Raw genomic sequence first — 13,468 nt, 5'->3', positions numbered from 1 at the left:
AATGCACCTTACATCAGAGAGGAACATGGGATGCTGCAAAGCTTATTTAACAATTTTACGCTGCTAACGACTGCGATTTTTTTGGGATATATGATTAGAGACAAAATACCGGATCGAGTGGAGAAGGCGTTAGGTTCCCGGCTCCTGTTGGGCGGCGCTCTGGGGTTGTTAGGTATTATTCTGATGTATTACACTTTTCCGGTTTCGGGGCATGCTGTGGCCGATTTCAGGCAGCTGCCTATCCTGATTTCGGTCTACCTGGGCGGCGGCATTTCAGGGACCGTTACTACTTTATTGATCGCACTCTACCGGATGTTATTTCTGCATGGCTTCGGCATTTATTCGGCGATCGCCGCAGTGAATGGCCCCGTGACGCTCTTGATCGGGTTCTTGCTCCTGCGCAGGCGAAAAACAACGGTTCCACGCCTGGTCCTCGTGTTTACGCTCTGCGCCGCGAGTACGTCGGTGATGATGACGATTCTGAGCGACGGCCGTCCCTTCAAGGAGATCGGTTTATATCTTCCTTTGCTGATTTGCGCCGGGTTATTTACGTTTTCCATGCTGGACTATTTACGCAACAAGGACGATTCCATTCGTACCATGAGAGAGGCGGCGAACCGCGATTTCTTAACGAGCCTGTACAATTCCCGGGCGTTCGAGATGAAGATGGAGCACAAGGTCGCCGCCGCCCAGCGCAACAACATTCCTTTCACTTTGCTGATCGTTGATATCGACCATTTTAAGCGGGTGAACGATCAATACGGCCATCCGGCAGGAGATGCCGTGCTGCTGCAGATCGCCGATGTGATGAGGGAGACGTTCCGTCCCCGGGATCATATCGCCCGCAAGGGCGGCGAGGAGTTCGTGATCCTGGTTGACCATTGCGATGCCGAACAGATTAAGGTGGTCGCCGAACGGCTGCGCAGCAACGTGGAGAATCATACCTTCGTGCTGCCGGATGGGGAGGAGCTGAAGTTGACGATTTCCGCGGGAAGCGCCACTTACCCGAACATTGATGAAGAGGAGCTGTTCGTTAAGGCGGATCAGGCGCTTTATCAAGCAAAGGAGAAAGGCCGTAACCGGGTGTACCGGGCCGCAGACCTTGACTAGCCGTGAGATTCAGAAGCCTTCCGTACGGTGCGGAAGGCTTCTTTTCGTAGGGTTTATTCGGTTTCGTCGCCGTCAAAGCCGTTCAGCAAATCGGTACCGTGCATGGCATCCGGATCGGGGGCAACCGGATCGATCGGGCTGTCCTTCTGAATAGCGTCTGCATCCGGCACATCGGGGAACGGATCTTCCGGGTCCATTAACGGGGCGTCTTCTTCGCTGATGCCCTGGGCGACTCGGGTATCATGAGGCAGCAGGTCATCCGCGGGGATATCGTTCTCGCTCCGATATTCCTTGAGCAGCTCGTACCGCTCATATTCGAAGTCCGCGGAGGTTTTGTCATCATATCCATCCATGGTTCGACGGCTCCTTTCCACTTCATCATCATGATTCTTCAAAAGTTTACCCCAAATGAGTCAGGGAAATCCGGGTTGACTTCCGGCACACCTGCGGCTACAATGGCCTGTGAATCCCGGTACGAGCTGGTTTGGACCCGGGCAGAGGAGATGAGAGCTTGATCACGATCTATGATATTGCGCAAATCACCGGCTTTTCGCCAACGACGGTATCGAAGGTATTTAACGGATACTCCGACGTCAGTGAGAAAACACGCCGTAAAATCCTGGACGCAGCCGACCAACTCGGCTATGTGCCTAACGCTCATGCGCGCTCATTGACAACGAAACGCTCGTGGACGATCGGCGTGCTGTACATCGAAGCCTCCGGCGCAGGGATTCTCCATCCCTACTTCGGCGGCGTTATCGAGGGCTTCAAGCAGGTTGCCACTTCCAAGGGGTATGACTTGATGTTTCTGTCCAAGGATATCGGAGGCAAGCGAAGCAGTTATCTGGAACATTGCAAAATCCGCGGCATCGACGGCGTTGTGGTGGTCCTGCCGGATGCATCCGATCCTTATTACCAGGAGTTGCTGAATTCCGACATCCCTTGTGTCCTGCTGGACCAGGAATCCCGTCTGAAGAGCACCATCTATTCGGACAATGCGGAAGGCGTCCGGCAAGCGGTGGCTTATTTGCATTCCCTCGGCCACCGGAAAATTGCGCACATTGGCGGCGGCCCAACCTTTGCGGGCGAGCAGCGTTTGAGCGGGTATAAGCAAGCGATGCAAGAGCTGGGACTCCCGATCAACCCGCAGCATGTCGTGCAGGGCAGCTACGATTATACCGTGGAGAGCGGGAGCAAAGCGATGGAAGCGTTGATGAGAGCGGACGAGCTGCCTACGGCCGTATTCGCAGCCGGCGACAACCTGGCGGTTGGAGCTATGATGGCGATGAAGCGCCACGGGCTGCGCGTCCCCGAAGACATCTCGCTGATCGGGTTCGATGATATAGAAATGGCGAAATTTCTAACGCCCGCCTTAACGACAGTACGCCAAAACACATATGTACTTGGCAGCCGGGCAGCCGACATGTTAATCTATTCGATAGAAGGCGGGGAAGACGTGCAACAGGGCGTAATCCCGGTGGAGCTGGTCATTCGCGATTCTTGCCGATCGCTGTAGGCCGCGAAGGCCTCTATTTTTTTGCAAGAGACCGAAACCGGTTTCGATGCCCGTCGTTCTTATGAATTTGAAGTCCCGGCGTCCGCTGCCGGCGGCGCTAAGCCTGCATGAAATGTAATCGATTCCAGGAAGTCAAAATGAAACCAAGGAGAGGATTTACGATGGCAAAATGGTTAAAGGTGCTTACTTCGCGTGATTCTGCAGACCGCCTGCAGCCGCAAGGGGAAGTGGCAGTGCAATCCGGCGGTGGCGCCGGCGCGGGGCGGAGATTGACACTGGTGCCGGAACAAATCTACCAGACCGTGATGGGGTTCGGCGGCGCCTTTACGGAAGCCGCTGCCTATACGTTGTCCCGGATCAGCCCGCAGAAGCGGGATGAAGTGATTCGCCGGTACTTCGACCCGCAAGAAGGGCTGGGCTATACGTTAGGCCGCGTGCACATCCACAGCTGCGACTTCGCGCTGGAGAACTACACGTATATCGAGGACGGCGACGTTGAATTGAATACGTTCGATATTTCTCGCGATCACAAGTGGGTGATCCCGCTCGTTCACGATGCGGCCAAAGTTGCCGGGAAGGACATCACTATGCTGGCCTCTCCTTGGAGCCCTCCGGCCTGGATGAAGACGAACGGGGATATGAACCACGGCGGCCAACTGAAGCCGGAATACCGCGAGGTCTGGGCGCGCTACTACACGAAATTTATTAAAGCTTACCGCGAAGCGGGAATTCCGATCTGGGGCATCACGGTGCAAAACGAGCCGGCGGCGGTTCAAACTTGGGATTCCTGCATTTACAGCGGTGAGGAGGAACGCGATTTCGTACGTGATTATCTGGGGCCGGTGATGCACCGGGAAGGGCTGGCGGACGTGGAGCTCCTGATCTGGGACCATAATCGGGACATTATGATCGAACGGGCTTCCGCCGTGCTGAGCGATCCTGAAGCGGCCAAATACGTTTGGGGCACCGGCTTCCACTGGTACGTCAGCGAAGCGTTCGAGAACGTCGGCAAAGTCCATGAGCTGTTCCCCGACAAGCATCTCCTGTTTACGGAAGGCTGCCAGGAGGGCGGCGTGAAGCTGGGCGAATGGTTTACCGGCGAGCGTTACGGACGCAATATCCTCGGCGACTTGAACAATTGGAACGAAGGCTTCCTGGATTGGAATCTGGTGCTGGACGAAACGGGCGGCCCGAACCATGTGGGCAACCTGTGCGACGCTCCGATCATCGCGGATACAACTACCGATACGCTTCATTACAACAGCTCTTATTACTACATCGGTCATTTTAGCAAATACATCCAACCTGGGGCTGTTCGCATCGGACTGGATACTGAAATTCCATCCTTGCTGGCTGCGGCGTTCCGCAATCCGAACGGCAGCTTCGCAGTGGTTGTGCAAAATGAAAGCGACGAAGCGCAGCCGTTTGTTTTGGAACTGGGCGGTGAAGCCGCAAGCGAAACGCTGCCGGCCCATTCGATCGCGACCTATATCATCCAAGCCTGATCATCACTTTTACTTAACGGAGGGATAGGACTTATGCCTAATTATGCTTTTGAGGAAAATGCGTTCGTCATTGAACAATTTGACCGGGCGAAGCCGTTCTCGAGCTTCCTCCCCGGTCTCGCCGGTTTGAAGGGGATTCCGATGTGGACGTTTTACGTTAACCGGGGGCAGGCGGTTAGCAGCTTTGGGATTCGGGACAAGAACAGCCCGATCATGGAATTCTCCCCTGCCAGCATTACGTACCAATCGGTTGCGATGAAAGGCTTCCGGACGTTTATCAAAGCTGCGGGGAGAACCGGGATTTATGAGCCCTTTCAAAGCGCCTTCCCCGATCCATCCGCCGCTCGCCGCATGAACATTCTGGCCAACGAGCTGACGATCGAGGAAACCAACGAAGCGCAGGGGCTTCGGGTGAAGGTGAGTTATTTTCAAGTCCCCAACGACGACTACGCAGCCCTGGTACGCCAGGTGGAGATCACGAATATTTCCGGAGCTCCAATACAGTTGGAGATATTGGACGGCATGCCGGAGATTCTTCCGTACGGGGTGGAGAACGCCGGCTATAAGGAAATCGGCAACCTCCTGCGCAGCTGGATGGAAGTCGAAAATGCGGAGCAGGGGATCCCGTTCTACCGGGTTCGCTCCAGCACTCACGATGAAGCTGAAGTCAGCGAGGTGCAAAGCGGCCATTTCTATTTGTCCTTCGGCGAAGACGGCAACCTGCTGAAGACGATCGCCGACTTTGCGGTTATTTTTGGCGATAACACGTCATTGGCTTATCCCGATCGTTTCGCCGAGCATCTGCTGTCGGCGCTGACTGCTGAACCTCAATATTGCACCAATAAGGTTCCTTGCGGATTTTCGGCTCTGGCGACCGAGCTGGCTCCGGGGGAAAGCCGCCGCATCTTCACGTTGATCGGGCATATCGACAGCGTGGAGCGGCTGAACCGCAAAGCGGCCGAGATCGCCAGCCCGGCCTATATTGCCCGCAAGCACGCGGAAGCCGGTCAACTGACCGAGGAACTGACCGCAGACATCGCCACGAGAACGGCGCTGCCGCTGTTTGACGCTTATTGCCGCCAAAGTTATCTGGACAATTTCCTGCGCGGCGGATATCCGTTTATTTTCGAGAACGGCCGGGAAGGGTTCGTCGTCCATCTCTATTCCCGGAAGCACGGGGATCTGGAGCGGGATTACAATTTCTTCTCCATCGCCCCGGAGTTTTATTCGCAGGGCAACGGCAACTTCCGGGATGCCAACCAAAACCGGCGCAGCGACATCTATTTCAACCCGCGGGTTGGAACGTTTAATATCCGCACGTTCTTCAGCCTGATTCAAGCCGACGGCTACAATCCGCTCGGCGTAGAGGGCACGACCTTCCGCGTTCCAGCGGAGCGGGCCGGCGAGTTGTCCGCTTTCCTGCAGAAGGCGGTGGCGGATCATCGGGAGGAGCTCGCTGCACAGTGTCTGGGTTCTTTTACCCCGGGGAAATTGATCTCGCTGGTGATCCACCGCGGCGTTCAGCTTCTTGTGGAGGAGAACGAGCTGTTGATCGGCGTGCTGTCGCTCGCCGAGCAGCAAATCGAAGCTTCTTTCGGGGAAGGGTACTGGTCGGATCACTGGACGTACAATATGGACTTGATCGACAGCTATCTGGATATTTTCCCGGATCGCAAGGAACAGTTGCTGTATGGAGAGCGGGAGTATACGTACTTCGACAGTCCGGCCCGCGTGCTGCCGCGCAGCGAGAAATACGTGATCAGCGGCGGACAGGTTCGTCAATACGGCGCGCTGATTCATGACGAAGAGAAGATGGCGAAGCAAGGGCTGACGCTGAAGAGCACCCACTGGCTGAAAACGGGACATGGCAGCGGAGAAATCTACCGGACGACCTTATTCGTCAAGCTGCTCTCGCTGGGTCTGGTCAAGTTCGCCACCCTGGATCCGTTTGGCATGGGCGTGGAGATGGAAGCGAACAAACCGGGCTGGAACGATGCGATGAACGGATTGCCCGGGTTGTTTGGCTCGGGCATGAGCGAGACGTTCGAGTTGAAGCGGCTGCTGCGATTCGTCGAGGAAGCTTGTGCGGAAGCCGCTGCCGAAGGCCGGGCCGTGTCCGTGTCCGTGCCGGAGGAAATCGCCGTCCTGCTCAGCGAAGTAGGGGAGCTGTTGGAAGCGCGGTTAGCCGGGAAGCTGGAGCCGTTCGCCTACTGGGATCAGGTGGCAGCCGCGCGTGAGCGGTACCGGGAAGCCATTCGGTTCGGGATCAGCGGGACGGAAACCGCGCTGGAGCTTAGTGCGGTCGGCAAGCTGGCGACACGCATGCTGGAGCAAATCGAGCGGGGCATTCAGGAAGCGATCAGGCTGGGCAACGGTGTGACGCCGACGTATTTCGCCTTCGAAGCGGTGGAATTTGAACCGGTGACTGACGCCCAAGGCAAGCCGGTCATCAGCGGTTACGGGCTGCCGAAGGCGGTCGTGAAGAAGTTTGCCGTTCGTCCGCTGCCGCATTTCCTGGAAGGCCCGGCGCGTTGGTTGAAGACGGTGGAGGACCGGGAGGAAGCCAAACGAACCTACGAGCAGATCCGCAACAGCGACCTGTTCGACGCTCGGCTTCAAATGTACAAAACCTCGGTCAGCCTGGACGCGGAGACCCACGAGATCGGCCGAATCCGCGCCTTTACGCCGGGGTGGCTGGAACGGGAATCGGTATTCTTGCATATGAGCTACAAATACCTGCTGGCGCTGCTCAAAAGCGGCCTCACCGAGGAGTTCTTCGCCGAGCTTCGAACCTCGTTGATTCCGTTCCTCGATCCGGCCGTGTATGGCCGCAGCACGCTGGAGAATTCGTCGTTCATCGCTACGAGCGTCAATCCGGACCCGGATACCCATGGGCGCGGTTATGTCGCCCGTCTCAGCGGATCAACCGCCGAATTCCTCAGTATGTGGATGACGATGATGGCCGGGAAGCGGGTATTCCGCCTGCACGCAGGCCGGCTTCGGCTGGCGCTCCAACCGCTCCTGCCGGGATGGCTCTTCGATGAGCAGGGCGAGGTGTCGTTCCGTTTCCTGGGAACGACGGAAGTCGTCTACCGGAATCCGCAGAAGAAGGATACCTACGGCCCCGGTGCGGCGGCGATCCGCCGGTTGCTGGTGCAGAAGCAGGATGGCACGAACCTTGTGGTTGACGGCTCCGTCCTCGACGGCGACCTGGCCGAGGAGATCCGCAGCGGTGCGGTGCGGCGGATTGAAGCGGAATTGGCCTGACGGAGAATAGAATTCACGTCGATAAGACGTCCCATTTTCCAAGTGAGACTTCGGATAGGCGCGGGCAGCGATGCCGCGCTTGTTCGGAGCCTTTTTTTTAAGCGCATCGATGTTATAATTAGAAATCATTCGCGGGGAAGGAAGGAACACCGATGCATCTGGAAATCAATGGCGAACGGTATGAAGTGACCGCAGAAGGCCTCACGGTGGAGCTGTTGCCGAAGGAGTTCGCTCTATTTCAATTCCTGTACCGCAACGCCGGCAGGACCTTTAGCCGCGAGCAATTGCTGGACCGCGTGTGGCCGCTGGAATATCCGGTCGAACGCACGGTGGACGACCATATCTATCGGCTTCGCAAAAAGCTAAATTCTATCGCCGGGCTGGAAATCCGGACGATTCGGGGACTAGGTTACAGCCTGATTTTGCCGGCCCCCCATAATCCGGAAGGAGCCATCCCGACCTTGGCGGATCCGGAGCTGCATGAAACGATGCGCGCGATCTTCGGTAAATATCAACTCTACGGCCAAGGCCGGTCGATGTTGGCCCTCGCGCGCCAGCAGGACGTGCTTGGCTATAAACTGGACCCGTTTTATGCGGTATATATTCATTTCGTGCAAGGCGACCTGGATTGGCTGTTGAATCAGAGCGAGGCGCCGTTGCGGGATCGGCTCTACTACCTGATGCTGTTCTTCTGCCTGTCGGTAAACCCCGGGCAGGCCTTGCCGGTATGCGAGCGCATGCTCGCCCAGGAACTGCTGTCGCCCTTTCAGCACCAGGAGATGGAGATTCTGACGATCCTGGATATCTATACTCTTGCCGGCGAACCGGCTAAGTCGTTGGATCGCCTGCGCTTCAGTTATCGCGTGATCGACGAGCTGAATTACGATAATTTCATCCCGCAAACCGCCATCGCCGAGTTGCTGGCCCATCTGGTGGCCCGCTCGCCGGAGCGCAAGCTCGAGAAGCTGGCGCATGACATCGAAGACGGAATGTTAACCGACAAGCCTTTTTTAAGGGAGATCGGCGGATATAAAGTGGTTAAAGGGTTGTGGATGCTGAGGCGAGAGGACAGCGCGATCGCGGAAAAGCTACTGGATGAGGGGCTGTCGGTGTTGGAACAGTCTGGCTTCGTGCCGCTCCGATTGCTCTCTCTGTACCGGATCGTTCATTATTTTGCGATGTTCCCGCCCCCATCGGCGTTGCATCGGAAATATGAGGCCTTATTCCAAGCGGAGCTGGACCGAGTTGGCGCAGACCGGTTGGCGGGCGACCTTGAGGCTGTCATTCGCGGCGAATTGGAGCGTTCTGAAAGACCGCTCTGATCATCCTCTGACATTCCTCCGTTACATTGAGCTTAGCGTTTCGAAACTAGGTTCGTATGGAGGAATTAGAATGACGGGGAATGGACTAGCCGGGCCAGGCGGCCTGCTTCGCAACAAAATTTTCACTCGCGTATACACCGCTTATACGGCGGCGTCATTCGGCGATTGGTTTGATATGCTGGCCATCCAGGTCTTGGTGGGCTACCGTTGGGAAGCCGGTCCACTTATGCTGGCGTTGATTCCCGTGACCAATGCCTTGCCGGGCGTTCTGCTCGGTTCCCTTGCCGGCGTAGTCGCCGACCGAATCAACCGGTTGACGCTGATGCGTATTTGCGATTTGCTGACGGCAGCATTGACCTTGCTGATTCTGCTGGTTCCGAATATGTTCTGGCTGCTTCCGGTATTGACGCTGCGCGCCACCCTATCCACCTTCACGATTCCCGCGCAGCAATCGTTGACGCGCAGCATCGTTAGGGAAGACCAGCTGTTTCAAGCCACCTCGCTGAATGGCTTTGTCAATCAGGGCTCCAAAATTGCCGGTCCGCTGCTGGGCGGCTTTGCGCTGGCCCTGTTGTCCCCGGAATGGTGCATCTTGCTGAATGCCTGCTTTCGCGCGGTTTCTTTGCTGATCTTGCTCACGGTTCAAAAAGCGGAGGTCGATGGCGGGAATTCGGGCCTCCGTCCGACCGATCCTTCCACTGCCGCACCGGAAGCCGCCGTCCCAACGTCCTTGCGCACCATGTGGATCGAAGGTTTGCGTTTTATGGTGAGAACCCGGCTGCTGCTGGCAACGCTGCTGTTAGGTTTTATCGCGACACTGGCCATTCAGATGATTGATTTTCAATTCACCAGTCTGTTCCGGGAAATCGCTCCGCATCAGGAATCCTATCTTAGCTGGATGGTTACGGCGGCCGGTGTGGGAGCCGTTCTGGTTATTGCGGCATTAAGCCGCTGGAATGGGGAGAAGGCGGGATACGTCTGGAAATTCGGGGTCGGATACGGGTTGATTGGCAGCGCGGTTGGCGGCCTGGGTTTGCTTCCCTCGGGGGTTACGGCAGTACCGATCCTGTTGCTGGGGTTCGGATTAGGCGTTGGCAATGGATTGGTGATTGTCACATTCAATTATTGTCTGCAGAAAGAAACACCGCCGGAGATGGTCGGCCGCGTCTTTGGCATCCAAACCTCCTTATTGGGGATGGTGATGCTCGTCGCCCCGCTGCTTGGAGGACTTCTGGTGGAACGGATCGGCCCCGGCGTCACGTTCGTTCATTTAGGAAGCATTATCGCGGCACTCGGGCTCGCGGTTCTCGGATTGGGGAGAATAGTGTGGCGGGGAGCAGCGGCGGCTTCGGTCGTGCAAACCGATTCGAGACAACCTTCAGAGGGAGTTTAAACCAGCATTTTCTTCTTTGAATAAGAACGTATGTTTGGTATAATAGGTGCCAAATTCAGTTCTTGGGTTATGGCCCTGCAGAGGAGGGAAGAGCGTGCCGGAAACCCGTTTCGAACGAGTCCGCACCAAAGCGGCATTAAATCGGGTGAAGGAAGAGACGATGCCGTTTGAATGGTCGATCAATCCTTACCGGGGCTGCGGGCATGGATGCCGGTTCTGTTATGCGCGGGCGTTTCAGACGTTTCTCGGGAAAAGCGCCGAAGACGAGTTTCAATATCGGATCTCCGTTAAGGAAAATGCCGCCGAAGCGCTGGAGAAGCAGCTCTCTGCCTTGGCGAGGAAATACGCTTTCGATATCGAGGCGGTCAGCCGGCATGTCGGCCGCGTGGCGATCGGCACGGCGACGGACCCGTACCAGCCGGCAGAAGCGAAAGAGCAGTTGACGCGGGAATGCCTCAAGCTGTTGGCCAAATACCGGATCAGCACCAGCGTGACCACGCGTTCTCCGCTTGTGATGCGCGATCTGGATATCCTGCGCGAAATGCGGGATGTGACCGTGAACGTCAGCATCAATACGCTGGATGCGGAGCTTATCCGCAAGCTGGAACCGGCTTCGCCGCATCCGTCCAAACGGCTTGAAACCGTGAGTTATCTGGCGGATCACGGAATTCGCGCCGGCATGTTCGCCGCGCCGGTGTTGCCTTACCTGACCGACTCGGAGGAAGTCCTGGACGCGCTGTTGCAGGCCGCCAAGGATAGCGGCGCCCGGTTTGCCATGATCTCGCTGCTGCGCCTGTCCCCGGACGTGAAGACGGTGTTTCTGCGCACGCTGCAGGAGCATGCTCCCGGGCTGGTCCCGAAATATCGGGCCCTGTATGCCGGCGGCGCCTATGCCGATCACGGCTACCGCGAGGCGTTCCAGCGCCTGGCAAGCGAACTGCTGGCCAAATACCGGCTCACCGGTTCCGCTCCGACTTGGGAGGCGGAGGCCGATCGCAGCCAGGCTGTCCCAATTCCGAGGAACGTTCCCCAGCCGGCCCGCCCGGTTTCGGCGCTGGAAGTGACACCGGAGATCGAGCAACTCTCTTTTCCTATCTAAATTTTCCTAATCCAGGATGGCAAGATCATAATCCAAGTTGAACCGCAGGGGGAAGCCCTTGCGGTTTTTTTTGATAGAAATGCAAACTATTCATAGATAAAACAACATATAAACGGTAAAATAACTGTGGTGCTTGAATCCTAAAAATATTTATCACTATTTCCATAAATTGAAGGTTTTCGCGGTGATTGCATCGAATGCTACTAGGTAGCCTAATAATCATGGTGTATATACTTGAAGGCATCAACCGGGTTTACACTCCATAATATCTGCAGAGGTGCTGTATGAAGGCTTTGGTTAAAGGGTTTGTCATTTTTTTCGTAGTAATAATAGTAGTTCTTTACGGTTTTATATTCAAAAATTCAACCCCTAAAGGTTCGGATAGCCTTCGGATCAATCATTGGCAAATCGCTTGGACAGATGAACTCAATCCGCAACCCAGTAAAGAATGGCTTGAAAAATTGGATGGATGGATCGATGTGGAAGTTGGCGAGGATATCCCGGTAATGCCGCATGCGGGAATGTCCCAATGGATCAAGATTCAGCTCCCTGAACTGACAGGCAATTCTCAGGTTCTATTGATCGAAAAGATATATGGCAAACACATTGCAGTAAATATTGATGGTGTTCAAGTTTACGAATCCCATCGAAAGTTCAATTACAATCTCAACAGCCTTTTGGTCCCGATCAGTGCAGAAGAATCCAAGCAAACGGTATATATCGGAGTTTCGGCAAACAACAAAATTGGGATTTTCGATACGATCAAAATCGGTGATTATCAAGGTTTAATGAAAGACTTTATTCGAGAAAATATCACGGATCTAATTCTAGGCAGTACGCTTATTTTTATCGCTGTCATCATGCTCTTCTGTTCTGTATTTTTGAAATATGTAAATATGCCGATGTGGTTTTCGCTCTGCGCAGTTATTTTTTCCAGCGGCTTGCTGGTTCTGACGTATTCACCTTTTGTTTTCTGGCTGTTCGACTATACGTCGGCGGGCAGGATTTTGGTGGTGCTTTTTGACGTTGCGTTGTTTATTCTGCTCCCTTCGTTTATCTTTTTCTTTGAAAAGATATTTGGTCCCGGCTATTTTGATTTGATTCGATGGTCGCGGAAAATTTTGGTTGGTTATTCCACTCTTTGCTTACTTATTCTATTTATCAATGAGCTATCGGCCAATCGCTTCTATAAAATTTACTCGCTCATTACCACTCAATTTGCAGGATACGTCATTATTACTCAGTTCCTTATTCTGATCTGTATTCTGACAATGTATATGATGAAGGGGAATAAAGAGGCGTTCATCTTTTTTGTGGGAGTTTTATCTTTTACGCTGCTCTGTGCAGGTGAACTAATCTGGTATTACTACAACGACGGATACTACAAATTGTTTTTATGGAAAATAGGCGTTGTCTGCTTCATGACGTCGCTGATTATCATCTTAGGTCGAAGATTTGCTGAAAACCATGAGCAGGTGGTGGAGTACTCCAAGCAATTGGAGATGTTTAACAATGAGCTGCAGCGTTCGGAGAAGATGGAGATTATTAGCGAGTTGGCCGCTTCCGTGGCCCATGAAGTTCGGAACCCGCTGCAGGTCACTCGCGGATTTCTGCAACTGCTGGTCGAGAAGCAGCAGCACTCCGATAAAGTCTATTTAAGTATGGCCTTGGAAGAACTCGATCGCGCCTCGGCGATCATTACCGATTTCCTTACCTTTGCCAAACCTGAAGGCGGCAAGGTAACGTCGCTGAATGTCCTGGATGAATTTGTTCATATCGAAGGCATTTTGATTCCGCTCGCCAATTTGCAGGGAGGCAAAATTTCTGTCCATATCCCTAAAAATCTTTATGTAAAGGGCAATTCGTCCAAATTCAAGCAAGCCTTCATCAACATTATCAAGAATAGTATCGAAGCGCTGAACGGCGAAGGTGATATTCAGATCTGGGGTTATGAAGAGGAAGATCAAGTGGTAATCCATATCAAGGATAACGGGGAAGGGATGGACGAGAAAGTGTTAGCCAGATTGGGCGAACCCTATTTCTCCAACAAAACGAAAGGGACCGGCTTGGGGTTGATGGTGACGTTTCGGATTATCGAGGTGATGAACGGGGAAATTAACTTCACCAGCAAAAAAGGAACAGGGACCGAAGTAGTTATCCGGTTTCCCTCCGTGAATCGAGAGGATTATGCAACAGGATAAACATTCGGTCCCTACTCGGTTTGGCATTGCCCGATCGAGAAATGCCCTAGTTGAT

9 protein-coding genes are annotated in these 13,468 nt (G+C 54.4%); 8 read left to right on the top strand and 1 reads right to left on the bottom strand.

Going from position 1 to position 13,468, the window contains the following annotated elements:
- The first annotated feature begins 30 nt into the window (after window positions 1-30).
- Complete coding sequence (locus tag BN3795_RS23440; RefSeq protein WP_068787090.1) at window positions 31-1,110, top strand: GGDEF domain-containing protein; 1,080 nt, start codon at window positions 31-33, stop codon at window positions 1,108-1,110.
- A 53-nt stretch (window positions 1,111-1,163) separates the two neighbouring features.
- Here BN3795_RS23440 and BN3795_RS23435 read toward each other — a convergent pair whose 3' ends face one another.
- Complete coding sequence (locus BN3795_RS23435; RefSeq protein WP_068787089.1) at window positions 1,164-1,463, bottom strand: hypothetical protein; 300 nt, start codon at window positions 1,461-1,463, stop codon at window positions 1,164-1,166.
- A 158-nt stretch (window positions 1,464-1,621) separates the two neighbouring features.
- Between BN3795_RS23435 and BN3795_RS23430 the strand changes: the two genes are divergently transcribed.
- From BN3795_RS23430 to BN3795_RS23400, 7 genes are all read left to right on the top strand, one after another.
- On the top strand, window positions 1,622-2,626 hold the full coding sequence (locus tag BN3795_RS23430; RefSeq protein ID WP_068787088.1) for a LacI family DNA-binding transcriptional regulator: 1,005 nt from the start codon (window positions 1,622-1,624) through the stop codon (window positions 2,624-2,626).
- A gap of 161 nt (window positions 2,627-2,787) precedes the next feature.
- Window positions 2,788-4,131 (top strand): glycoside hydrolase family 30 protein, encoded by a 1,344-nt coding sequence (locus BN3795_RS23425; RefSeq protein ID WP_068787087.1) that lies wholly within the window; start codon window positions 2,788-2,790, stop codon window positions 4,129-4,131.
- 33 nt (window positions 4,132-4,164) lie between these two features.
- Window positions 4,165-7,398 carry a cellobiose phosphorylase gene (locus BN3795_RS23420; RefSeq protein WP_068787086.1) on the top strand — a complete coding sequence of 1,078 codons (3,234 nt, stop codon included), beginning with the start codon at window positions 4,165-4,167 and terminating at the stop codon, window positions 7,396-7,398.
- A 152-nt stretch (window positions 7,399-7,550) separates the two neighbouring features.
- Entirely contained in the window at window positions 7,551-8,720 is a 1,170-nt protein-coding gene (locus BN3795_RS23415) for a winged helix-turn-helix domain-containing protein (protein ID WP_068787085.1), read from the top strand.
- 70 nt (window positions 8,721-8,790) lie between these two features.
- The gene (locus tag BN3795_RS23410) at window positions 8,791-10,113 is read left to right on the top strand and encodes an MFS transporter (RefSeq protein WP_110945347.1); all 1,323 of its coding nucleotides are present in this window, start codon (window positions 8,791-8,793) and stop codon (window positions 10,111-10,113) included.
- 94 nt (window positions 10,114-10,207) lie between these two features.
- On the top strand, window positions 10,208-11,212 hold the full coding sequence (locus BN3795_RS23405; RefSeq protein WP_068787084.1) for an SPL family radical SAM protein: 1,005 nt from the start codon (window positions 10,208-10,210) through the stop codon (window positions 11,210-11,212).
- 284 nt (window positions 11,213-11,496) lie between these two features.
- Entirely contained in the window at window positions 11,497-13,413 is a 1,917-nt protein-coding gene (locus BN3795_RS23400; RefSeq protein WP_110945346.1) for a sensor histidine kinase, read from the top strand.
- Window positions 13,414-13,468 lie beyond the last annotated feature (55 nt).

This window comes from Paenibacillus phocaeensis (genome assembly GCF_900021165.1).
GTDB lineage: Bacteria > Bacillota > Bacilli > Paenibacillales > Paenibacillaceae > Fontibacillus > Fontibacillus phocaensis.
The sequence above is the reverse complement of the archived record's forward strand: the minus strand, read 5'-3'. Positions and strand labels throughout refer to the sequence as shown.

What these genes read in the sequence shown, in the direction of transcription:
- BN3795_RS23440 (WP_068787090.1), top strand. Translation starts at nt 31, where the DNA reads ATGCTGCAAAGCTTATTTAACAATTTTACGCTGCTAACGACTGCGATT.
- BN3795_RS23435 (WP_068787089.1), bottom strand. Translation starts at nt 1,463, where the DNA reads ATGGATGGATATGATGACAAAACCTCCGCGGACTTCGAATATGAGCGG.
- BN3795_RS23425 (WP_068787087.1), top strand. Translation starts at nt 2,788, where the DNA reads ATGGCAAAATGGTTAAAGGTGCTTACTTCGCGTGATTCTGCAGACCGC.
- BN3795_RS23420 (WP_068787086.1), top strand. Translation starts at nt 4,165, where the DNA reads ATGCCTAATTATGCTTTTGAGGAAAATGCGTTCGTCATTGAACAATTT.
- BN3795_RS23415 (WP_068787085.1), top strand. Translation starts at nt 7,551, where the DNA reads ATGCATCTGGAAATCAATGGCGAACGGTATGAAGTGACCGCAGAAGGC.
- BN3795_RS23410 (WP_110945347.1), top strand. Translation starts at nt 8,791, where the DNA reads ATGACGGGGAATGGACTAGCCGGGCCAGGCGGCCTGCTTCGCAACAAA.
- BN3795_RS23400 (WP_110945346.1), top strand. Translation starts at nt 11,497, where the DNA reads ATGAAGGCTTTGGTTAAAGGGTTTGTCATTTTTTTCGTAGTAATAATA.